19 protein-coding genes, 2 tRNA genes and 4 pseudogenes are annotated in these 21,888 nt (G+C 42.3%); 8 read left to right on the forward strand and 17 right to left on the reverse strand.

Annotation, left to right across the window (positions count from 1 at the left end; all coding sequences use genetic code 11):
* Positions 1–116: 116 nt before the first annotated feature.
* A pseudogene (locus AC6IZ0_RS18975) lies at positions 117–1,511 on the forward strand (aldehyde dehydrogenase family protein); the annotation flags it as partial.
* Here the strand turns inward: AC6IZ0_RS18975 and mazG are convergent.
* Positions 1,463–2,389, reverse strand: a complete 927-nt coding sequence (gene mazG / locus AC6IZ0_RS18980; RefSeq protein ID WP_497724391.1) for a nucleoside triphosphate pyrophosphohydrolase — start codon at positions 2,387–2,389, stop codon at positions 1,463–1,465. The pseudogene AC6IZ0_RS18975 and the gene mazG sit on opposite strands and share 49 nt — an antisense overlap.
* A gap of 31 nt (positions 2,390–2,420) precedes the next feature.
* Positions 2,421–2,966 carry a metal-binding protein gene (locus tag AC6IZ0_RS18985; RefSeq protein ID WP_280792559.1) on the reverse strand — a complete coding sequence of 182 codons (546 nt, stop codon included), beginning with the start codon at positions 2,964–2,966 and terminating at the stop codon, positions 2,421–2,423.
* Positions 2,967–3,090: 124 nt separating this feature from the next.
* Here AC6IZ0_RS18985 and AC6IZ0_RS18990 point away from each other — a divergent pair.
* Positions 3,091–3,163 (forward strand) — tRNA-Val (locus tag AC6IZ0_RS18990).
* Between the two features lie 142 nt (positions 3,164–3,305).
* Here AC6IZ0_RS18990 and AC6IZ0_RS18995 read toward each other — a convergent pair.
* On the reverse strand, positions 3,306–4,022 hold the full coding sequence (locus AC6IZ0_RS18995) for an ATP-binding response regulator (RefSeq protein ID WP_271732112.1): 717 nt from the start codon (positions 4,020–4,022) through the stop codon (positions 3,306–3,308).
* Between the two features lie 284 nt (positions 4,023–4,306).
* Between AC6IZ0_RS18995 and leuC the strand changes: the two genes are divergently transcribed.
* Complete coding sequence (leuC, locus tag AC6IZ0_RS19000) at positions 4,307–5,710, forward strand: 3-isopropylmalate dehydratase large subunit (protein WP_497724392.1); 1,404 nt, start codon at positions 4,307–4,309, stop codon at positions 5,708–5,710.
* Positions 5,711–5,754: 44 nt separating this feature from the next.
* The gene (gene leuD, locus AC6IZ0_RS19005) at positions 5,755–6,348 is read left to right on the forward strand and encodes a 3-isopropylmalate dehydratase small subunit (protein WP_497724393.1); all 594 of its coding nucleotides are present in this window, start codon (positions 5,755–5,757) and stop codon (positions 6,346–6,348) included.
* Between the two features lie 19 nt (positions 6,349–6,367).
* On the opposite strand, the gene AC6IZ0_RS19010 is transcribed toward leuD, so the two are convergent.
* From AC6IZ0_RS19010 to AC6IZ0_RS19060, 11 genes and pseudogenes are all read right to left on the reverse strand, one after another.
* Positions 6,368–6,452, reverse strand: a tRNA-Ser gene (locus tag AC6IZ0_RS19010).
* 131 nt (positions 6,453–6,583) lie between these two features.
* Positions 6,584–7,693, reverse strand: coding sequence for a glutamate 5-kinase (gene proB / locus AC6IZ0_RS19015; RefSeq protein WP_280802143.1), 1,110 nt, complete (start codon positions 7,691–7,693; stop codon positions 6,584–6,586).
* Positions 7,694–7,891: 198 nt separating this feature from the next.
* A complete protein-coding gene (locus AC6IZ0_RS19020) occupies positions 7,892–8,431 on the reverse strand; it encodes a YqeG family HAD IIIA-type phosphatase (RefSeq protein WP_271732116.1) in 540 nt (179 codons plus the stop codon).
* Positions 8,432–8,571: 140 nt separating this feature from the next.
* Positions 8,572–9,142, reverse strand: a pseudogene (locus tag AC6IZ0_RS19025) (DUF3727 domain-containing protein).
* Positions 9,143–9,289: 147 nt separating this feature from the next.
* Positions 9,290–9,757: a Holliday junction resolvase RuvX gene (gene ruvX, locus AC6IZ0_RS19030; protein ID WP_271732118.1), complete on the reverse strand. Its 468-nt coding sequence runs from the start codon at positions 9,755–9,757 to the stop codon at positions 9,290–9,292.
* A gap of 1 nt (position 9,758) precedes the next feature.
* Positions 9,759–11,000 (reverse strand): GNAT family N-acetyltransferase, encoded by a 1,242-nt coding sequence (locus AC6IZ0_RS19035; protein ID WP_497724394.1) that lies wholly within the window; start codon positions 10,998–11,000, stop codon positions 9,759–9,761.
* A gap of 579 nt (positions 11,001–11,579) precedes the next feature.
* On the reverse strand, positions 11,580–12,674 hold the full coding sequence (locus AC6IZ0_RS19040; protein WP_497724395.1) for an RNA-guided endonuclease InsQ/TnpB family protein: 1,095 nt from the start codon (positions 12,672–12,674) through the stop codon (positions 11,580–11,582).
* Between the two features lie 171 nt (positions 12,675–12,845).
* Positions 12,846–13,007, reverse strand: a complete 162-nt coding sequence (locus AC6IZ0_RS19045; protein ID WP_497724396.1) for a hypothetical protein — start codon at positions 13,005–13,007, stop codon at positions 12,846–12,848.
* Positions 13,008–13,194: 187 nt separating this feature from the next.
* Complete coding sequence (locus tag AC6IZ0_RS19050; protein WP_271730994.1) at positions 13,195–13,401, reverse strand: hypothetical protein; 207 nt, start codon at positions 13,399–13,401, stop codon at positions 13,195–13,197.
* Between the two features lie 132 nt (positions 13,402–13,533).
* Entirely contained in the window at positions 13,534–14,484 is a 951-nt protein-coding gene (locus AC6IZ0_RS19055; RefSeq protein WP_497724397.1) for a hypothetical protein, read from the reverse strand.
* A 302-nt stretch (positions 14,485–14,786) separates the two neighbouring features.
* On the reverse strand, positions 14,787–15,674 hold the full coding sequence (locus AC6IZ0_RS19060; protein WP_497724398.1) for a 4-hydroxybenzoate solanesyltransferase: 888 nt from the start codon (positions 15,672–15,674) through the stop codon (positions 14,787–14,789).
* 207 nt (positions 15,675–15,881) lie between these two features.
* Between AC6IZ0_RS19060 and AC6IZ0_RS19065 the strand changes: the two are divergent.
* Both AC6IZ0_RS19065 and AC6IZ0_RS19070 read left to right on the forward strand, forming a co-directional pair.
* Positions 15,882–17,530: pseudogene (locus AC6IZ0_RS19065) on the forward strand (Ppx/GppA phosphatase family protein).
* 342 nt (positions 17,531–17,872) lie between these two features.
* The gene (locus AC6IZ0_RS19070; RefSeq protein ID WP_271733315.1) at positions 17,873–18,076 is read left to right on the forward strand and encodes a hypothetical protein; all 204 of its coding nucleotides are present in this window, start codon (positions 17,873–17,875) and stop codon (positions 18,074–18,076) included.
* Between the two features lie 400 nt (positions 18,077–18,476).
* On the opposite strand, the gene AC6IZ0_RS19075 is transcribed toward AC6IZ0_RS19070, so the two are convergent.
* Positions 18,477–18,851, reverse strand: coding sequence for a hypothetical protein (locus AC6IZ0_RS19075; RefSeq protein WP_271733316.1), 375 nt, complete (start codon positions 18,849–18,851; stop codon positions 18,477–18,479).
* Between the two features lie 384 nt (positions 18,852–19,235).
* Here AC6IZ0_RS19075 and AC6IZ0_RS19080 point away from each other — a divergent pair, with 384 nt between their 5' ends.
* Positions 19,236–19,373: a hypothetical protein gene (locus tag AC6IZ0_RS19080; protein WP_497724399.1), complete on the forward strand. Its 138-nt coding sequence runs from the start codon at positions 19,236–19,238 to the stop codon at positions 19,371–19,373.
* A gap of 3 nt (positions 19,374–19,376) precedes the next feature.
* On the opposite strand, the gene AC6IZ0_RS19085 is transcribed toward AC6IZ0_RS19080, so the two are convergent.
* Positions 19,377–19,718, reverse strand: a complete 342-nt coding sequence (locus tag AC6IZ0_RS19085) for a hypothetical protein (RefSeq protein WP_497724400.1) — start codon at positions 19,716–19,718, stop codon at positions 19,377–19,379.
* 482 nt (positions 19,719–20,200) lie between these two features.
* Here AC6IZ0_RS19085 and AC6IZ0_RS19090 point away from each other — a divergent pair.
* A pseudogene (locus AC6IZ0_RS19090) lies at positions 20,201–21,222 on the forward strand (DMT family transporter).
* A 142-nt stretch (positions 21,223–21,364) separates the two neighbouring features.
* Here the strand turns inward: AC6IZ0_RS19090 and AC6IZ0_RS19095 are convergent.
* Entirely contained in the window at positions 21,365–21,820 is a 456-nt protein-coding gene (locus AC6IZ0_RS19095) for a DUF2141 domain-containing protein (protein WP_271734710.1), read from the reverse strand.
* Between the last annotated feature and the right edge of the window lie 68 nt (positions 21,821–21,888).

Here is a 21,888-nt window from a genome sequence, read left to right on the forward strand (position 1 = left end):
AAACAGCACCGCATCGGGGATAAAATTCCCCGTGCTAGAATAACCTTAATCAAGTATCCCTCCCTTCATAGCAAGTAATTATTTAAGTAAAACCTTGATTTTTCCAGGAGAACCTGATGGTTATAGCCACAGTACCAGAGCAACAGGTAAAAATCGGACCTACCCAACTGCTGATTAATAACCAGTGGGTAGAAAGTATCAACGGTCGCCGCTTTGCTACCATCAACCCCAGTACAGGGGAAGTGATCTGTGAGGTAGCAGAAGCAGACAAAGCAGACGTAGACCGCGCCGTACAAGCAGCCCGCAATGCTTTTAATAGTCGGGAATGGCGGGGGATGTCCCCTACCCGCCGCGGTGACTTGCTGTATAAATTAGCAAATTTAATTGAGGAAAATACAGAGGAATTAGCGCGGCTAGAAACCTTAGACAATGGTAAGCCTTTACATGATTCCCTAGGGGACATAGAGTTAGTCATTGCCTGTTACCGGTATTATGCCGGCTGGGCAGACAAAGTGCAAGGTAAAACCATCCCCATTAATGGCCCTTATTTCTGTTACACACGCCATGAACCAGTAGGGGTAGTAGGTCAAATTATTCCCTGGAACTTTCCCCTATTAATGCAAGCTTGGAAATTAGCCCCAGCTTTAGCTATGGGTAACACCGTAGTCATGAAAAGCGCGGAACAAACACCTTTATCTGCATTGCGGGTGGGTGACTTAATTATAGCTGCGGGGTTTCCCCCTGGGGTAGTGAATCTATTATCAGGATACGGTCACACAGCGGGAGCGGCGATCGCCAGACATATGGATATTGACAAAGTAGCCTTTACCGGTTCTACAGAAGTAGGACATTTAATTATGGCCGCTGCGGCACAAAGTAACCTGAAGCGAGTAACCTTAGAATTGGGGGGTAAAAGTCCTAATATAGTGTTTGCCGATGCAGACTTAGAAGCAGCGATCGCCGGTTCCCATGAAGGTATATTTTTTAATCAAGGTCAGTGTTGCTGCGCCGGTTCCCGGTTATTTGTAGAAGAGAAATGTTACGAAGAGTTTGTTACCAAAAGTGTAGAAGCAGCGAAAAGGCGGGTAGTGGGTAACCCCTTTGACCCCCACACCCAACAAGGACCCCAAGTAGACAAAGAGCAATTTGATAGAGTCATGGGTTATATCAAAGCAGGGAATAGGGAAGGGGCCAAGCTGCTGTGTGGAGGGACTCAAATCGGCGAAAAAGGATTCTTTATTACACCCACAGTTTTTGCTGATGTCCAAGATCATATGCAGATAGCTCAAAAAGAAATCTTTGGCCCAGTGATGAGCATCATCAAATTTAGAGACATCGAGGAAGTAATTAACCGGGCGAATAATACCATCTACGGACTAGCTGCAGCAGTCTGGACACAGGATATTACCAAAGCCCATGCGATCGCCAACAATGTGCGAGCAGGTACAGTGTGGGTAAATTGTTACGACGTATTCGACCCAGCAGCACCCTTTGGCGGGTTCAAACAGTCAGGGATGGGTAGAGAACTGGGAGAATATGGACTGCAACAATACACCGAGGTGAAGACAGTCACCATGAAACTATAAACCTTGCTCCCGAGCAATTTGGCCTTAGCCTGCTGCCATAAAGATTCTAACTCATCTAAAGAGTAATCAGACAGGGGGCGATCAAGCACCGCCTCCATTTTTTGTAACCTGTGTACAAAACGTTGATTAGTTCCTTGTAAAGCAGCGCTAGGGTCAAGATTGTACCACCGAGCCAACTGGATAACTGCAAACAGTAAATCACCCAATTCTGCTTCTTGACGTGCTGGAGTTTCCCCGGCCAAAGCCTCTTGAAACTCCCCCAACTCCTCATAAAACTTCGCCCAAACCCCGTCAATACCTTCCCACTCAAAACCCACCTGGGCCGCCTTTTGGGAAATTTTCATCGCCCCCATTAACGGCGGAAGAGTGCGACCATAACGACCCAGCTGGTCACTCAACTGATGCTTAACAGAAACCTCCCCCTTTTCCCTGGCCTTAATCGCCTCCCAATTTTCCCTCACCTCATCCACACCCGCAACCGACACATCACCAAACACATGGGGATGACGACGGATCAACTTTTGCGAAATCCCCCGAGCAACCCCCTCCAAATCAAACCTTCCCGACTCCCCAGCAATTTGGGCTTGGAGAACCACCTGTAATAACAAATCCCCCAACTCCTCCGCCATAGCTGCATCATCACCCCCTTGAATTGCATCAACTACCTCATAAGCCTCCTCAATCACATAAGGAATCAGACTTTGGGGAGTTTGCGCCAAATCCCAAGGACAACCCCCATCAGGCGATCGCAACCGAGCTACCACCGAAATCAACTCCTGTAAAGCCGCCAAACACCCATCCATAAAAACCTCTGCGTACCTTTGCGTTAAAAAATCACCTTCTTCTCCTCCTAGGAGAGAGTAAACCCCGCACCCCCTGCTTTTGCAAACGCTTATAAGCCGAACCACCCCAATCACTCAGAGAATGACTCATAGCGCCCAACTCCAACCCCAAAAATAAAGCCAAATATTCCGTAGTGTAAACCATGAGCGATCGCCCCACAGTTACACCTAAATCCCGCCAAGTCAGAGTGACAATTCCCAGCATTTCCCCCATCACCAGAATTACCACAGCGACAAACCACAGCAAACAGCCCAGGTAAATTACCCTCAGGGTTGTACCAATAATTGGCCCGTGAGATAACATAGAGCGGTGACGCAGGTTTTTTTGATAAGGTAGCCAAATACAGCGTAAAAAGCCCCAGCGTTGAAACTGACGGGAGTAAATATCTAAATCCGGGCCAAACATCAGACCGCTAAACATAAACCCACTCGCAACCAACAAGGTTAAATTACTGCTGCGGGTTTGCCATAGGGTCACCCCGGCGATCAACGGTAGACTATATAAGGTGATGCGATCATGGGTTCTAGCAGAGGGCATATTGCAATTGATCGCCTTTCTACACAGGATTACCGAGTTATTATTGTACGTCAAAAAAAATATTTTCCCAAGGGGTTGCGCAATCAAAATTCTTTTGCTATATTGTTTAACTGTGAGAGCAAACGGGTGGTTAGCTCAGTTGGTAGAGCGCCTGCCTTACAAGCAGGATGTCACTGGTTCGAGTCCAGTACTACCCATTTTTATAGTAAGTGTTTCTGAAGGCGTGAAATTTCACGCCTTTACTATCTTATATCGGGATGCGATCGCCTAGCAATTAACCCTCAACAGCTAAAATTCTCTCTTGAGAGAAAAACGCCGCCAAAACGCCAGCCAAAATAATCATGAATCCAGCAAATTAAACTGTTGGAGTAACTTAGTATTTTCCGCCGTCAGTAACTCTCGCAGGTCATCAACTTCATTCAAGATTTTCACCTCCCGCGCATATTCTTCTTGGATGATTCCCAAATATTGCTGACGCTTTTCCTCAGTCTGAGAATGGCCAAGCATATGTAGGGCGATGTTGATATTAGACAGAGGATCGCGTAATTCCTGGGATAATTTTTCTAACAAATTACCTCTAATATCCGATAGTTGTCGAGAAACTTGTAAATTTGTATCATTTTCTTTAATTTCCTGTTGCAGTTGTTCGATTTTGTGATGATTATCCAGATGCTGCTGTGTAGATAATGCTTGTCTTTTTAACCGTGCTTTAACTGCTTGTAATATTTCCCCTGGTTCAAAAGGTTTAGTAATGTAGTCATCTGCGCCTAAATTCATCCCTTGGCGCAAATCCTCACGCTCGGCTTTAGCAGTGAGAAAAATTAAGGGAATATTAGCTGTATTAGGATAATTCCGCAGTTTTTTTAACACCTGAAAACCGTCCATACCAGGGAGCATAATATCACAAAGAATTAAATCAGGAGATTTAACCCTCGCTAAATGCAAGCCTTCTGAACCATCAGCAGCACTGACGACGGAGAAATCTGCTAATAGCAGAATTTCTGAGATATTTAAACGAATTTGCTCCTCATCTTCAATAACTAAAATCAAACTCATAACTTGCAACCCCAGGAATTAACCATTTATTTCTAATAGTAACCATTTGTTTTCATAACTAACAGATTGAAATTTTATAAATGGGTTTTAGCCCTGATAAAATCGCGAAATCCCTCAAATATTGCCAGAATATTCTTCTTGATTCCGAACTGGAAAATCTAGTTAGGGAAGTAAGGTGGATAAAATGTAATTAATAACACATAGTTCCACATATAAAGCCAAATGTCACAGGGGGACAGTTTTTTGATACTATAGTAAATCTGACTGGTTCAATAACGATTTTTATGAGCAAAGGCACCCTGTTTGATAAAGTTTGGAACTTACACACCGTTGGAACACTTCCCTCAGGGCTGACACAATTATTTATCGGGATTCACTTAATTCATGAGGTCACTAGTCCCCAAGCCTTTGCTATGTTGCGGGAGAGGGGACTAAAGGTATTGTTTCCACAAAGAACCATAGCCACAGTAGACCACATCGTACCTACCGATAACCAGTCCCGGCCATTTATCGATGGCTTGGCAGAAGATATGATTCAGGCTTTAGAACAAAATTGCCAAGAAAATAATATCACCTTTCATAACATTGGTTCTGGTAATCAAGGTATAGTCCACGTCATCGCCCCAGAACAAGGACTAACCCAACCAGGAATGACTATCGCTTGTGGGGATAGTCACACATCTAGCCATGGGGCCTTTGGTGCGATCGCCTTTGGTATTGGTACAAGCCAAGTTAGGGATGTTTTAGCTTCCCAAACTCTGGCTTTATCAAAATTGAAAGTACGGAAAATCGAAGTCAATGGGACTTTAAACCCCGGTGTTTACGCCAAAGATGTCATCCTGCACATTATTCGCCAACTGGGTGTAAAAGGTGGTGTAGGTTACGCCTATGAATATGCGGGTACCACCTTTGCACAAATGAACATGGAAGAACGGATGACCGTTTGTAACATGGCCATTGAAGGCGGTGCGAGATGCGGTTATGTCAACCCCGACCAAGTCACCTATGATTACTTAAAGGGTAGAGACTTCGCCCCCACAGATGCACAATGGGAGGAAGCTGTGGCTTGGTGGGAGTCTATCAAGAGTGATGCTGATGCAGAATATGATGATGTAGTAGTTTTCAACGCCGCGGATATTGCTCCCACAGTCACCTGGGGAATTACCCCCGGTCAAGGTATCGGGGTCAATGAACTGATACCCAAAGCAGAAGAACTACCAGAAGAAGACCGCTTTGTAGCCGAAGAAGCTTACAAATACATGGATTTGTTCCCCGGTCAACCCATCAAAGGGACTAAAATTGATGTCTGTTTTATTGGTAGTTGCACCAACGGCAGAATTAGTGACCTGCGCGAAGCTGCTAAAATTGCCCAAGGTCGCCACGTTGCACAAGGCGTTAAGGCCTTTGTGGTTCCCGGTTCAGAACGGGTGAAACAACAAGCGGAAGCCGAAGGACTGCATCACATCTTTGCACAAGCTGGATTTGAATGGCGTGAACCCGGATGTTCTATGTGCCTAGCGATGAACCCCGACAAACTCCAAGGTAGACAAATCAGCGCCTCCTCTTCCAACCGCAATTTTAAAGGTAGACAAGGTTCATCCTCTGGTCGCACATTACTTATGAGTCCCGCCATGGTAGCTACAGCTGCTATTCAAGGGGAAGTTGCAGACGTGCGCGAATTGCTATAACACCCCCACCCATCCCCCTGCTCTAGTGACAAAAACTCAAAATTATGGTCAGTGAAGTTAAAAAAATCTCAGGTCGCGCTATAATCCTTATAGGGGATGATATAGATACAGACAGAATTATCCCCGCCCGTTATTTAAAAGCCATTACCTTTGATGGCTTAGGCGAAGGCGTATTCATCGATGACCGCACCGCATTAAAGGGCGAACACCCCTTTGACAAACCCCAATATCAAGGGGCAAATGTGTTAATAGTTAACCGCAACTTTGGCTGTGGTTCATCACGGGAACACGCCCCCCAAGCGATCGCTAAATGGGGGATTCAAGCTTTAATAGGGGAAAGTTTCGCCGAAATCTTTTTTGGTAACTGTGTAGCCATGGGCATACCTTGCGTTACTGCCGATGCTCCTACAGTCAAAAAACTGCAAGAGTTAGTCAGCGCCGACCCCCAAGCTGCTGTAACAGTCAACTTGGAAACATTAGAAGTATGCCTGGGGGATTATACCACAAAAGTTACCATGAGTCAAGGCACTCGCAGCACCTTTATTGCAGGTACATGGGATGCTTGCGGTCAGTTAGTGGCTCAGTCTGAGGCAATCCAGGCTACAGCTGCTCAACTACCTTATCTAACCTGGGTTTAGCCACAACAGGGAAATTAAACGGAGAGGGGGGGATTCGAACCCCCGTTGAGTTGCCCCAAAACGCATTTCGAGTGCGTCACCATCAACCACTCGGACACCTCTCCCGGTAATATATGCAGTTTTGGTCAATCTGTCAGACTTGGCGCTATAGGCGGTTAATTATTGCCCGCCGGTATTTCGCCCATAAGCTCAGATACCAGTTTCTATTATAGCACCTACAGCCATTTGTGCACCCCTAAGTTAAAACTAAATTATCCCGATGAATCACAGTTTCAGCACCTACATAGCCCAAAATTGTGCAAATTTCCCGGGAATGACAGCCGCGAATCTTTTCTAGCTCCTCGCTGCTGTAGTTGACAACACCTCTGGCGATTTCCGTTCCCTGGTGGTCGCATAACTGCACCGCCGCTTGAGCTTCAAAGTTTCCTTCTACTGTTTTAATCCCCGCGGCTAATAAGGATTTTCCCCCCTGGGCGATCGCCGCGATCGCCCCTGTATCCAAGTATAATTTTCCCGCCGGAACTAGACCGTAAGCTATCCAACGTTTACGGGCCGAAGTTGGTTCAGGTTGTGGTTGAAAGTGAGTTCCCAGGGGTTCCCCGGCCAGAATCTTCTCGATATTATGGGGAAATCTTCCTTGAGTAATTACCGTTCGCACTCCCGCTGCGATCGCAATTCTAGCAGCGGAAATTTTAGTTAACATCCCCCCGGTACCCCATTGGGACCCTTGAGATCCGGTTTGTATTTGTAATGCTGCTAGTTCTTTGAGGTTATTCACCAAAGATATGGGCTGCGCATCTGGTACTGAACGCGGGTCGGCTGAATATAGCCTGTCTACATCAGTGAGGATAAATAACCAATCTGCTTCTATTAAACTAGCAACCAATGCCGAAAGGGTGTCATTATCGCCAAATTTCAACTCCTCCACTGCTACCGTATCATTTTCATTGACTACAGGAATTACACCCAGTCCCAATAGTTCCTGAAAGGTATTATACACATTCAGATAGCGGCTACGCTGCACCAAATCGCTACGAGTCAGCAACACTTGAGCAATGGGCTGGGATAGTGTAGTAAATAAATCATCATATATCCGCATTAACCGCCCCTGTCCCACTGCTGCTACTGCTTGTTTGAGAGCCATGGCTTTAGGACGTTCAGTTAAACCCAATCTGGCACAACCCACTCCCACCGCACCAGAGGAAACTAAAACCACTCTATGCCCTTCCTGTCTCAAATGACACAGTGTTTCTGCTAAGGTGGCAATGGTGGACAGCGCTAGCTGTCCGGTTTCTGGTTGAGTGAGGCTAGAAGTACCGATTTTGATAACAATCGTCTTGGTCATTGATAATTTTCGTTAAAATTTGTAAAGCGCCGAGCCTTCTATAGATAAAGGCCGACGCTCTACGGGTTAATTGTTATTTATTATGGGCTAGGGTCTTTATTTTGCTGACCCCATATTATCAATTATTATCATCACCGATTTCCCAATTTTCCCTAGATTTCTTAAGTATTTCTTTATATTTACTTTAGCGACGACTTCTCAAGTTTTGTTAACTTTTCTTTCTTTAGGGGTAATGGTAGCTCCCAAGATTTCCGATAACCAAACTTCAAAATTCCGCACAGGATGAGAGCGCAGAGCTACATCGGGATGAATAATCGGGTCTACTAAAATGGTGAACATTCCCAAACGATTACCGGCTAAGACATCGGTAAACAAGCGATCGCCCACCATTCCTACTTGTTCCGCAGGGAGATTCATCCCCGTGAGTGCGGCTCTAATTTTCCGTCGTGACGGCTTGGCTGCACCTAAGTAATAGGGCAAATTGAGCGATCGGGCGATTCCACCGATCCGTGATTCACTCAGATTATTACTCACCAAGCACAACTGTGTAGAACTACGCACTTGCTCTACCCAGTCTTGTAGTTCTGGCGAAGCTAGTCCCACTCTCAAAGGTACCAGGGTTTCATCCACATCCAATACCAACCCCTGCAGCCCATATTGTTGAATAATTGCGGGTGTCAGGTTCAAGACAGAACCGGATATAATTAAATTAGGCTGTAAGAGATCATTCCAGGTCATAGTCAAATTTAACTACTTCAAACACAAATATTTTATTCTCTCACCACTACAGCCTCACTGGTAGTGGGAGATTCTTCCCTCATTCCCACTTAACTAGAGTAGTATTACTACCAACCCCATCAGCATCAATCTACTTTAGCTTATTCGACCTCGTTAAAAAGTTCTTCTTCTAACAGTGGTTGTATTTTTTTAAATTCCTCTGGGGAAAGTAATTGAGGTTCTCCAGTGCTAGAAATGCGAGCGAAAAACAGCAGCGGGTCTACAGGGGTATAAATTGCGTATTCTTGATCTTGATGATAGAAACTAGCAAGTCGCTGTAATTGTTCAGGTTCCAACTCCTCATCTTCTTCAATTTCCAAGGTGAAAATCTCCGACTCTTCCACTGCTGGTAAATCACCAGACACTGTCAGAGCATAAGCAGTATGCTTGACGATCAAATTTTGTTCAGCCAAAACAGCCTGAGCAGTACCTAAAATTTGGTTAATGACAGCATCATCATCTACCAAAACCGCCTGTTCATCATCATCATCACCTTGCCAAGCAAAAATTTCTATAGGTGCAGTCCACAGGGAGGAGCAAAACATATTCTTGTCCCTCAACCACCAGGGAATGTTCAACATAACATTCTAGGCTTCGCCCGGTCTCATCGGTGAGGGTGATAGAACCTGCATGAGCATGATCATTTTCTTCAGGAAATGGAGAGGAAAACATAGCCGAAGTGTAAAACTTTATAAATAGAAGTAGATATACAAATGTCTTTACTATTTCTTGACTAATTCAGTCAAGAAAAGAGCTTCAGAAATTGATATCAGTCTTAGTGACACAATTCAGAATATCATGTAAAAGGTATCAATACTCTCAGGCTAGCACGGCTTCCTGGAAGTTGCCCCGTCTAGTGTCAAGCCATTGTTGTAAAATTAAAGCTGCCGCCTTACGGTCAATTAAACCTTTATGGCGTGATGGCGAGATATTTTCAGCTATTAACAGTTGCTCCGCTTGGAAAGAAGTTAATCGCTCATCTACATATTCCAATGGTAACTCCATAGCCTTCGCCAATTTTTTGCCAAATTTCAACACATGACGAGCCTGGAATCCTAAAGTCCCATCCATAGAGTAAGGTAAACCCATGACCAGCACTTGTACCTGACGCTCATTCACCATGTGGCGGATCTGCTGGACATCCCTTTCAAAGGATGTCCGTTCAATGGTGGTGAGTCCCATAGCAATCAAACCAGTACCATCGCACCCTGCTACACCAATCCGCTTGCGACCAAAATCTAATCCCAATGCTGAAATAAACGGTTGTGGTTGCTCTTGGGGTGTCAAACTAGTTCTCCTGTTTTGGCTGCTCTGTGGATTCAGGAATCGGCAATACTTCCATACTCAAATTATCGCACTTAAAGGTTATAGGTTCTGATTTGCTTGAACCCGGACTGTCTGATGGTGATTGGTTTGTTGGTCTTACCCATGACATCCCACCTGGTATGGGTTTACGAGCTGGTTGTAAACCTTGTAGTACGCCACCCCACTGAATTCCTTCCAAGGAAACAAATTTCGACTCCCGTAACTTATGCCAAACTGAGCGAGACATCACCAGGGTATGTTCTATGCGCTTGGCCCCAATGCGTTCTAAATACTCTTCTCGTTCCGCTTGGTAGTCTGAGGATGCTAATTGTAAACCTTGCTGCGGGAAATCTTGAACAATGCGCGCTAATTGGGAAAGCATCTCTGGATATAGCCAGGTATAAGCGGGGTGAACTGTCAGGGTCGCCACATGAGGAGTTTCGCCCTGGCGGTTCAGTTGTACTTGGAAATAGCCAATGGCTGCTTTGCGTTGCGGTTCAAACACGTAGCCACTCACCACTTCTGTTTTTGTGATCCACTGCTTCACAGCATCAGCTAGAGCACCCAACAAACTGGTTTTAAAGTCCCGTGTATTGCGATCAAACACCTGACGCACCAAAGGAGGCATTGATGCTGTATCTAACTGATAGAGTAATTGAGCATCGGCATTACTTACAGGCAAAAGATTAGGTAAGTCCGGCTCCGCTTGCGCTAATACAGCCAGTAATTGCGGTTCAATTTCCCAGTAGGTCATTTCTGCCAGGCGCTGAAATCCATTGTGCCGATATAGTGCTAGAGCGTCTTTATCATTAACATTAACTTCTAACAACCAAGTCCGAGCTTCTAAAATTGACTCAAAGCAATGGCGCAACAGTTGTGAGCCTACTCCTTGTTTCTCTAGCGATTTCGCCAGCATTACCCGATCAATCCGCCATGTACTGCGTGTACGGTTGAAAGGTGACACTTGAATCATTCCTAACAATACTCGCCCCTGTTCTGCTACGTAGGCACAGAAACGATACTTGAGAGGGTTAGGAAACCAACTCAAAAATTTTAGTAATCCATACCAACGGCGTAACCATTGCATCTGGTTGATGGCAATTTCAGCCTCTTTGGGAGTCAAGTCAGATAATGAGTCTTGAGTTATTTGCTCAATTCCGTCCAAATCCCGGTATTGGGCTGGCCGGATGACAACGCCGAGATTTCGAGGTAGTAATGAAGTCATCTTAATTTTATCTGCCATTTAGCCTTAAATTACTGGTTCAGAGGAAGTGCTACAATAATCTTAACCCCTTTTTACTCCTGCCTCTTGCTCCCCAAGAGTGATTTTTTTGACAATTGCCGCACTAAGGTGATCGATGTTATTGCTTCATCCTTGGTTGCAGTTATCCACTTAACCTACTACCTGCGGTTATGGCTACGCCACTCAAGGTATCATACAGCAAGAGTTTGTGAATTATAGACAAATCTACAAAGTCACTTTACCAGGGGTAAACCTGATTGGAGTTACTCCTAACCCCTCTATCCCGTCTGCAAAAGCGTTCAGGACTGCTTTTCTTAATATGTTGTACGCCCCATTTAAATCAGCGTTTATTAACCCTCCATTAGAAGCTTTATACAACCCACGAGCTACTCTTCTACCACTAAATACACGTTCTGCCCCTTTTTGGTACTCCGGGATATTATCAAGGTCAAGAAAACGGCTCTACCGTACTTGTTATGCTAATTTAACAACTGGTTCGAGGGAACAGGGAACAGGGAACACACCGAACAGAGATTAAGAAGGAATATTCAGGCATTTTCTTCAATAACCAACATTATTTCCCTTATACGGTAAGCCTTTTCGGATTTTATCAAAACAATTTAGCATATTAGGTACTGAAGAACCAAGAAAACTAGCCTTAGAGGTATAACTTTCTTCGTTGATAATAACTTTAACGCCAGCTAAGTTAGCTTTATAAACCAACTGCTGGATAAATTTATAGTGCGGTATCTGAACAAAATTTTGATTGTTACGCTTACCAATATTAATATCTTGCTTCCACTGTTTGTTGTTACCAATCACCAAAGTATCAATCTGATTTTGTCGAAGGTAATTAATAATGGTTCTACTAGCTTGGTGTAGATAGGTATCAACTTTACTATCTCTTTTGGTGAGAAGATTGGATATTTTGTTGGAGGTGTATCTATTGGGGTCTTGAGTTTGAAGCTTCGATTGGAGTTGGGCTTTTTGTTTATTAAAGAATTGATTGGTTGACTTTAATGGGCGACCATTAATAATCAACGGCTGAAAGCCTTTTTTGTTTGAAGCTATGGTGTCCAGGTTATTAAGCCCCAAATCGATAGCTGCAATATATTGATTCCTAACTGTGACTACTTCATTCTTTTCATAAACAGCCTCTACTACATGGAATCCACTTCTAGGTACTAATCTAAGTTCTTTAACTTTACTTTGAATAGCAGTTGAAATAGATATATTTGTACCTGAAGGTTGTAATAACCCTTTTTTTAACCCTTTTTTGCTAATACCCTGTGCCGGGTAAATGACCACACAACGACCTTTGGTTTTATGTTTATATCCAGGTAGTCTAGGCCGACCTTTGAACTTATCAGGGTTGGTCGTAAAAGAACTAATAGCTGCAAAATATGAAAGCCAGCATCTATCAACTAATTTAATGATTTGACAACTTACCTTTGCTGGCAAAGCTTTATAATCAACAGATTTTTTGATTAGGTGATAGGCTCCAGCATAATTAATATGCTTGTTGTTATGAATGTATTCCTGTCTAACTATGAAGTTAACAGCATTGTATAGGTTCTTCGATTTAAAGCAAAGTTCATCTATTTCTTTGTATGCTGGGTGACTTGGTTTAATAACATGACGCTCAATCAGCTTCATTTTGTAACTCCTGAGTGATACGTTCTGTTTTTGTCTTTGCTCTTCTTAACCCATACATCCTCGCACTAAACGAGTATATTATCGATACTATATCTTGCATTAGTTCATCTCTACCTTCCGTAGCTTGATTAACAATCTCCAACTCTTTACCTAGTTTATTAAGAAGAATCTTTAGATAGCTACAACTTTGTTAGGGTTTTGGTTAGTTTCAGGTAGATTAATAATTATGGTTCCTGTAGGTTGTTGATAACCTGTGATTACGCCGGATTTGTACCAACGCCACGCAGTTCTATAACTTATCCCTACCTTTTTTGCATAATCAGATAGTTTCATTCATTTAATGATCGTACATTCATAATAATATGATACTGCAAATGTACATAAATGACTATAAATTCATTAAATTATTGTAGACTCGTAACTAAATACCAAAAAAGCAGACCTGATGAGCGCCACTTTCGTATTGACCCAACATATCTGCTTTTGTTTTATAACAAAAATGCCGAAAATTTCTGTTTTTTTACCACCCTTTTCGGGAAATTAGCTTCTCAAAGTTGGCTTGAGTTTGGTGCAGCAGTTGCTCTCGGCTATCTTCAAGTGAAAGTGTCTCTTTGAGAGGGGGAACCAGATTGCGCGCTTGTAGAGTCATATGAAGTTGCAAATGGGCAACATATTCGCTGAAGTCTTCATTTTGTACAACTGCGCCCCTTGAGACATTTGATTCCACTGTCACTTGGTTCTCCTTCTCTTAGTTGGTGTGGCTGTGCCTTTATATCATCAGAACTTATCACATTGTTTTGCTTAACTTCTTAATCTGTAATGAAGTTTAATGTTTTTGCCAAGTTTACACTCAGCAATGTTAAAACTGGTATGATATGCCCAGGGAAAGCACAGGGTATATGTTTAACCAATCTAGATCATTTTCTAGGTTGTTTTTTTCCTTCTCTATACTGGTGTTGATTTGATTCCTTATATCTGGAGTGGCATCAGTACCGAATTCAGGTGTAACATCTACTTTTGGTGAACCGGTGAACATCACACCCAAATTAAAAGAAAACCCCAAGCCTTTACCCCGTTGAACGGCATTTCCCCAGCCAATACCTAAATAAGGTGCGACACTATTGGCAAAGCTAAGTTCAGCATCAACTGATCGTAAAACATCAACGTTGTAAGTATCTTCACCAACTGTAATAGTATTAGTGCCAGCTGTTGGTCTACCAGTTCCCTTGAGTTTATTATCTTGAAAGACTAAACCCCCAGTCAAACGAAAGCCAGAATTTTTTGCCGGGTGGTAGTCAACTAGAGTGGAAATATTCGACAAGCTCAGATCAGCTTCATAGGTGACATCAGTTTCTGTGACATCAGCCCCTACACTAAAAGTATTTATCCCCACCCTGGCATTAAAATTAGGAGTTATTGACCTAGTTACAGATGCTCCTAGACCTAAAGTACCAATTTCTGGAGTAATTGCCCAACCACTCTTGTTACCTCCCGGAGATTGGCTTGTTGGCTCTGTGGGTGCAACTTCCATGGGAGCGCTACTAGGTGTTGAGGAAGGGGGAGTAATTTGACTACAGCGAGAGTTGAGGGGATAATCCCTACAGAATTGATTTAAATCAATAGGTGTTTGCGCTATGGGTTGTAAGTCAGTAGCGCTGTGAGAAAAGGTTCCCCCTACGGAATTTATTTCACCCGGTTGAGATGTGGCAATTACTTCTTGGGATAATACTGGTTGACTTGTGGATACCCCAAATCCCAAAGCAGATGCTAATGTCAAAGTTGCTACATATTTTAATTTCAGTCCACTCACGATCATTACTCCTCACCTAATAACTAACCTTGCAGTTTCTGCTCACCACAGACAATTTCACCGTTTAATTATGCAGCAACTCAAGACAATTCTTACCCGTGAGTTATTTTCTGGGTAGGTCAAAACCTCAAATTTCTTGACTGATGCAGTTTTAGGGTTGTATCTTCTCCATGGACAGCCGCCTTCTATAGGCAGAAGTATATAATCAAACAGGTTGCCAAGTCAATGTGGCAAACTGTAGATGTATAAAAAATTAATATTGTAGGAGGAGTGATATTTCTCCGAGACCCACAAGAATGGTCTTAGCTCAAGAGAGAACCAGCAATCATTCCCCCAAGTAAAATCAAACCAATCCAGACATTTTGACTGAACATCTTACCATATACAGAATTGGGTACGCTATCCTGGATTAAACAGAAATATTGCCAAATCCAGCCAATAGCAGCAATAACTAGACTCATCCAAAAGAAAAAACCCAATTGTGTTAATACAGCTAGATATACCAGTAATATAACTGTCAGAGCAAAGAAAATACCAATAGCTAAAGGGGCATAATTACCGAAGAATAAAGCGCTAGAATTTACCCCAATACGGCTATCATCTTCGCGATCGCTCATAGCGTAAATGGTATCAAACCCCAAAGTCCAGAATATAGTAGCGCCCCAGAGTAGCCAAGTGGGTAAAGAAATATCTGTAGTTACAGCACTCCAACTGATCAAAACCGCAAAACCCCAAGCAATGGAGAGAACTAATTGGGGGATGGGGAATACCCGCTTTGCACCCGGATAAAGCAGAATTACAGGTACAGCAGCTACAGACAACCAGAAACTTAAGGGGTTAAGATAAGAAGCGAGTACTGCGGCACATCCTAAAGCAACCGCAGCCACCACAATCCCGACTTTAACAGACAAAGCCCGGGAAGCCAAGGGGCGATCGCGCGTTCTGTGCACCTGTGGGTCAATATTCCTATCCCACAAATCGTTAACCACACAACCAGCTGCACTAGTAGCTAGAGTACCCAAAATAATTACCCCGACCAAGGGTAAAGGCGGTTTTCCTGATGCGGCTAAAAATACAGACCACAAAGCCGGAATCATTAAAATTAATCGTCCTTCTGGTTTATCCCACCGCAAAAGGCGGATAATAGTCAGCCATACAGGTTCCTGTTTGCGTTCGTAAGGATTCAGCATATAAATCAAGTCATAACTTGAGATGGATGAATTCACACATCTTTACATCTATAGAATAACTTTATTTGGTATTTATAGAAGTAGAACCTGTGACTGACAACGGTAAACATTCTTAGCTCAGACAGGCTTTGTACATAGTTCAGAGTAAGAAGAGATTGATTTTGTTGTAACGCACCATTTTTTAGTCCTTCAACGAGAGAAAACTAGATGCTGAATTTAGTTTCAGCTAACTGGGAAAGTGTTAGCACTGAACCAGTTAAGCAAAACCGGATTATTGCTGCTATTGACATGGGAACAAATTCTCTGCACATGGTAGTAGTAAAGATTGACCCGACCTTACCAGCTTTCAGCATTATTGCCAAAGAAAAAGAAACTGTCAGGCTGGGTAATCGTGACCTGACCACTGGAGAACTCAAACCAGAAAACATTCATAAGGCTATTACCGCACTCAGACGCTTTCAAGAAGTCGCTAAAACCGCCAATGCTGAAACAATCATAGCTGTAGCCACAAGCGCTGTGAGGGAGGCCCCAATGGTAGAGATTTTTTACACCAGGTAAAAGAAGAATTAGGCCTAAGCGTTGACTTGATTTCTGGTCAAGAAGAAGCCCGTCGCATCTACTTGGGTGTACTTTCGGGGCTGGAATTTGATCAGCAACCCCACATAATTATTGATATTGGTGGCGGTTCTACAGAGTTGATTTTAGCAGATAGCCAAGAAGCCCGCACTCTGAGCAGTACAAAAGTCGGCGCAGTGCGACTCACCAGTGAGTTAATCACCACCCAACCCATCAGCGATGTCCAGTTTCAATATCTCCAAGCCTATACAAGGGGAATTTTAGAACGTTCTGTTGAGGATGTATTAGCAAATATCCATCCTGGGGAATCTCCCCGTTTAGTGGGAACCTCCGGGACGATTGAAACCCTGGCGATGATTCATGCGCGAGAAAATTTAGGTATTCTTCCCTCTACCCTCAATGGCTACCAATTCACCCTCAAGGATTTGCGGGTTTGGGTAAATCGGTTACGCAAAATGACCAACTCAGAAATATCTATTATCCCCGGTATGCCAGATAAGCGGTCAGAAGTGATATTGGCTGGTGCTGTCATCTTACAGGAAGCTATGACTTTGTTAGGTGTAGATTCAGTCACCTTGTGCGGACGCGCCCTCAGAGAGGGGGTAATTGTAGATTGGATGCTATCCCACGGTTTGATTGAAGATAAACTGCGCTATCAAAGTTCCATACGCCAGCGGAGTGTTCTCAAACAGGCTGACAAGTATGATATCAATTTGGAACACAGCGATCGCGTGGCCTTATTTGCCTTAAGTTTATTTGACCAGACCCAAGGAAAGTTACACCAATGGGGAGCCGCGGAGCGACAACTGTTATGGGCGGCAGCCTTATTGCATAATTGTGGGCATTATATCAGCCATTCGTCTCATCACAAACATTCTTACTATTTGATTCGCAATGGTGAATTACTCGGCTACACTGAAACCGAAATTGAAATTATTGCCAATTTAGCCCGTTACCACCGCAAATCACCCCCCAAGAAAAAACATGACTATTACCGTAACTTGGTCAGTAAACAGGATCGACAAATCGTCAACCAACTCAGCGCCCTGTTGAGAATAGCCGTTGCACTAGATCGGCGACAAATTGGTGCGATCGCTCGCGTCCAATGTCTGTATAATCCCGGTAAAGGAGAGTTACAGATGTTACTATTTCCCTCTGAACCTGATGATGACTGTTCTTTAGAACTTTGGAGTATAGATTATAAAAAACCAGTTTTTGAAGATGAGTTCAATCTAAAATTGGTACCTCTTTTACAATCGTCTCATTTTTCCCGAATATAGTTTACAGAAGATATTTTTGTGCGTTAAACTGATTTAGCGCACCTACCAATCCATCTCAGGGAACACCAGAAAATCAATGTTTCATCTGGTGTAAGTTTATCATTCAACCTTGGGCATTGCACTCAGATATCAGTCTAAATCCCTCCCCCTCATGTGTGAGGAACGGGTAAAACCAGCAGGGCATCACCAGAAATTATTGAATATTTTTAATCTGAAAGTCAATCCCTCAAGACAATCACTTTGTCATAGAGGTGAAGATGAACTGCGTCCACTGAGTTTGGATACATCAAAAATACTTAGTAAACTGACCCTTCTGAACACCCTTCAATGAGACTTGTGGTTATGGATAGAAGTAGACCAAACTTAGAAGAAGTCCTCGCTTATCTAGAAGCTGAAATGGATGAATATAATCAACAGTTCTATACAGAACCAGATAGGAATAATCAAGTGGTATCTAGTATGAATCGAGATTTGGTAGAACGTTATGAACTGGGTACAAATGAAGAATATTCTCAAGAACTAGATGCAGAACTTGAGCTAAAATAACCGAAATCGAATAAATAGGTTAAACACATCATATTCTGCTAATCATCGGCAGTATTTATGCAATTTCTAATCAGGGCTGCTCTACTACTTCCAATTTAATTTCTTTGGGAATAATTTTTAGGAATAACTGAAATTTAGCCTCAGCTATTTAAGGATAAGATATACAATCCCAGTTATTCATGTGAATCACCCAATTAGGTATTTACAGCACTTTTAAAGTAAATAAAGTACACACGTTAAGATCATAAATATTGTGGGGTGAACATCGGTGCCCGCCCTTGTGTTCCTCACTCACATAAAATGCGCTGTATTTACTAAAGATAAATAATTCAGCCTTTATTAATATATTTATTATTGAGTAGAGTTTAATAGTAGTTAAACCCTGCTCAATAACTGTTTCTTAGAGAGAAAAATTCTTTGGTGTCTTTACATTAACAGGAACAACTATGCTATTTTTAATAGTTGGACCATTTACAGCAGTACTATTACCTGCATTACCCCTGATTTCGTGGAGTACCTCTTGATGCTGTCTAACATTCCCATTATTACCAGTATTCACTTGTACTGCTGTCGAAGAACTAGTATTTCCTGTACAAGCTGCTGGACTGTACATTTGCACATTAGAAGTTTGTCTGGCGGGAGTTGGAGACATATTAAGTTGAACCCCCACATGAGATATAACGCACTGTGCGAATGCGGCGCTGGTAGCAAAACTAGCAACTGTTAAACAAACACCAAAAGATAGGACACCAAGATATAAATCTTGATATTTCATCTAAGTTCTCCCGGATTTTTTACATTAATTACAAAGGACTGATACTTTACTACTGTGATGTCTGTATCTACCATTCCTGGTGACTTGTCTGCTTTCTTGGGTAAGAATACTACCTGATTTTTGACAGGTGTTTCTCAATAAAGTGTTGACATCGTTAATATGAAAATTTCCATTCATATAGATTTCAGTCTCAGGAGTATGGAGCTTTGCACTTCCCGGGAAATCTGGAAATATTTCCAGATTTCCCCGTAAATCTTGACGAATTCTCATTCTCCCTATGTGCATATCTATTTCACCTATTTGAGTAACAACAGGGAGAAATAAGCTAACAGAAATTAGCAGTGAGGAAAATTTGTAAATCTGCATAGGATATCCCCATCAAGTATGGCTGAAGCAAGCGGTAGCTATCAGAAAAAGTCTAGGGTAAAGTATAGTGTGGCTATCACCTTTACCCTATTAATTTTAGAAGCAGCCACCGAATTTAACTTAAATAATTTGGGGATGTTTGCTAGTTATTCATAATCATCAATGGTGTCTTTTCTGGGGATAAATAGGTCGGCGTATCCCTTGGTTGATTTTTTGGTTCTGTTGAGAAGCGCTATTAATACAAACATTACCGATACCGTGGGTCTCACACATCTGATGGATGACTTGACCGCTAGCATTGCTACCATAACTACCAGCATCACCTGCGAAGTGTTGATTAATTTGATTAGCCTTATTTACGCTAAGGTTGTGATTCCCAGTGGTAATATTAGTCTGATTAATTATTTGAGCATTATTACTGTCTCCAGTTTGAGCATTAGCAGCAGTAGAAGCAAATGCGATCGCACTTACAGTGAACAAACCGATAATAAATTTATTCATGAACAACTCTACAAATTTCAATGTCTCATTGATCCATTAGCTCTGATTAGCTGGCTGTGGTAGCCTGAATCTCAGCTATTAAGAATAAATAATAATAACAATTCTAGCAGTAGTCAAGCCAAATTAATACAAATTATAAACCACAGTGTTGCATAGATATTATCAACATATCTACCTTAATTTATTGTCGATAATACTGTTAAAAATTAGAACATAAAAATGAATTTATGAGATGATTTATTAGATATAGAATCTTAAATAATATGCGTTAAATATTATCTATCTAAAGAAATAAATTTCTAATTTAGTGAATAAAATCCAGATGATTGAGTATTAATTAATCACAGAAATCAGGATTTGCTGAAAATTTATGGAAGAGAAAATCAAATCCCCTGGATACTAAGGGAACACAAAACTACATAATTATGTAAAATTGTGTAAAGTAATTGTAGTATTTATAAAACGAAGGCATCAACAAACCCATGCAACTGAAACTCAGTGCATCTAAATTTCCCCCAGGCTTCCCTTAGTTTTAATCGCCCCGTTTTTCCTGTGGGGAACAGCAATGGTAGCCATGAAAGGAGTCATAGCCGACACTACACCCCTATTTATGGCAGCTGTGCGATTGTTACCAGCAGGGGTGTTAATTTTAATTACAGCAACAATGATGGGTAAACCCCAGCCCAAAGGTTGGTTAGCATGGCTGTGGATTATTTTATTTGCCTTGGTAGATGGGGCATTATTTCAAGGCTTTTTGGCAGAGGGACTAGTCAGAACTAGTGCTGGGTTAGGGTCTGTAATGATTGACTCCCAACCTTTAGCGGTGGCTTTGTTGTCCTTGTGGCTATTCCAAGAACACATTGGTTTGTGGGGATGGCTGGGGTTAGGACTGGGAGTTATCGGTATTAGTTTAATTGGTTTACCCCATGAGTTGATTTTTCAGTTTTTTGATCCCAATGTCAATGCAAGCATTGGGAATTGGCAAGATGTATTGAGTAGTGGTGAATGGTTAATGCTGTTAGCCGCCCTCTCCATGGCTGTGGGAACGGTGATGATTCGGTTTGTCTGTAGATATGCTGACCCGGTAATGGCCACGGGATGGCACATGATTTTGGCGGGATTACCGTTGTGGGGTATTTCATCGGTAGTAGAATCTCACCAGTGGCAGAATCTCACTATCTCTGAATGGATGGCTTTAGGTTATGCTACAGTTTTTGGTAGTGCGATCGCCTATGGATTATTTTTCTACTTTGCTTCTAGTGGTAGTTTAACTAGTCTGAGTTCTCTAACCTTTCTCACTCCAGTTTTTGCCCTCTTATTTGGTAATCTTATCCTCTCAGAAGTTCTCACCCCGTTACAGTGGGTGGGAGTAGGACTAACTTTAATCAGCATTTATCTAATTAACCAAAGGGATAACTGGCGCGGTGAAAATCAGAAGGTAACCGTGTCAGAAGAAGCTACACAGCAATCAGCAGTTTTAGAAACATCTATTCATGGAAGGTGAATAACAGCCACAAACAATTAACAATTAACATTTTGTAGTGGAGACTTAGGGTGAGTTAGAAGTACAATTACAACATAGAAGATTTTCCACCGCGCCGTAACTAACTGCTAACCCACCCGACATTTCCACTTAAAAACAAAACTCAAAAATATTTCATCTGAACTTGGATAACTGTATTTGGCCCTGCTAACAAAAAAGCAGCGTCTTTAAATTTAGGAGCACTGGTACGAACTTCTGGGTTTCTGGAAAACCCAAAACCTTCCGTGGGGATACCCAGGTAATTAACATTGAGGATTTGATCTTGATTCTGATCATGGATAACAGCTACAGCATAAGTACCAGGTTGTAAGTTATCAAAGGTAATTTTTGAGGATGTTTCGGAAATCTTAGTACACTTACTTTTAACTACACCATCATTATTATTGGGAAATCCTTTACTATTAGCAAATATGGTCACACACACCAGTCCCTGTGTGTTTCGCAATCCATCAACTCCTACAGTGAGTTTACCCGGTAAAACCGCACTGGCGGTAGATGTCCAGGCCGGATTTCCGATGAATGCAAGTAGCAACAGACTCAACCCCAATTTATTTATCATAGGTATTCATCATAGGTTGTGTTGAAAGTACGTACAGTTTGGCATTACAGCACTTTTCAAGTAAATCA

The sequence above is a fragment of the Anabaenopsis sp. NIES-4685 genome (genome assembly GCF_059725405.1).

Excerpts from the sequence above, each read along its gene's own strand:
- AC6IZ0_RS19040 (WP_497724395.1), bottom strand. The coding sequence starts at position 12,674 with ATGAAGCTGATTGAGCGTCATGTTATTAAACCAAGTCACCCAGCATAC.
- mazG (WP_497724391.1), bottom strand. The coding sequence starts at position 2,389 with ATGGATGGGTGTTTGGCGGCTTTACAGGAGTTGATTTCGGTGGTAGCT.
- AC6IZ0_RS19060 (WP_497724398.1), bottom strand. The coding sequence starts at position 15,674 with ATGCTGAATCCTTACGAACGCAAACAGGAACCTGTATGGCTGACTATT.
- AC6IZ0_RS19070 (WP_271733315.1), top strand. The coding sequence starts at position 17,873 with ATGGATAGAAGTAGACCAAACTTAGAAGAAGTCCTCGCTTATCTAGAA.
- AC6IZ0_RS19085 (WP_497724400.1), bottom strand. The coding sequence starts at position 19,718 with ATGAATAAATTTATTATCGGTTTGTTCACTGTAAGTGCGATCGCATTT.
- AC6IZ0_RS19075 (WP_271733316.1), bottom strand. The coding sequence starts at position 18,851 with ATGAAATATCAAGATTTATATCTTGGTGTCCTATCTTTTGGTGTTTGT.
- AC6IZ0_RS18985 (WP_280792559.1), bottom strand. The coding sequence starts at position 2,966 with ATGCCCTCTGCTAGAACCCATGATCGCATCACCTTATATAGTCTACCG.
- AC6IZ0_RS19035 (WP_497724394.1), bottom strand. The coding sequence starts at position 11,000 with ATGACTTCATTACTACCTCGAAATCTCGGCGTTGTCATCCGGCCAGCC.
- leuD (WP_497724393.1), top strand. The coding sequence starts at position 5,755 with ATGGTCAGTGAAGTTAAAAAAATCTCAGGTCGCGCTATAATCCTTATA.
- proB (WP_280802143.1), bottom strand. The coding sequence starts at position 7,693 with ATGACCAAGACGATTGTTATCAAAATCGGTACTTCTAGCCTCACTCAA.
- AC6IZ0_RS18995 (WP_271732112.1), bottom strand. The coding sequence starts at position 4,022 with ATGAGTTTGATTTTAGTTATTGAAGATGAGGAGCAAATTCGTTTAAAT.
- AC6IZ0_RS19095 (WP_271734710.1), bottom strand. The coding sequence starts at position 21,820 with ATGATAAATAAATTGGGGTTGAGTCTGTTGCTACTTGCATTCATCGGA.
- leuC (WP_497724392.1), top strand. The coding sequence starts at position 4,307 with ATGAGCAAAGGCACCCTGTTTGATAAAGTTTGGAACTTACACACCGTT.
- AC6IZ0_RS19020 (WP_271732116.1), bottom strand. The coding sequence starts at position 8,431 with ATGACCTGGAATGATCTCTTACAGCCTAATTTAATTATATCCGGTTCT.
- AC6IZ0_RS19080 (WP_497724399.1), top strand. The coding sequence starts at position 19,236 with ATGGCTGAAGCAAGCGGTAGCTATCAGAAAAAGTCTAGGGTAAAGTAT.
- AC6IZ0_RS19045 (WP_497724396.1), bottom strand. The coding sequence starts at position 13,007 with ATGAAACTATCTGATTATGCAAAAAAGGTAGGGATAAGTTATAGAACT.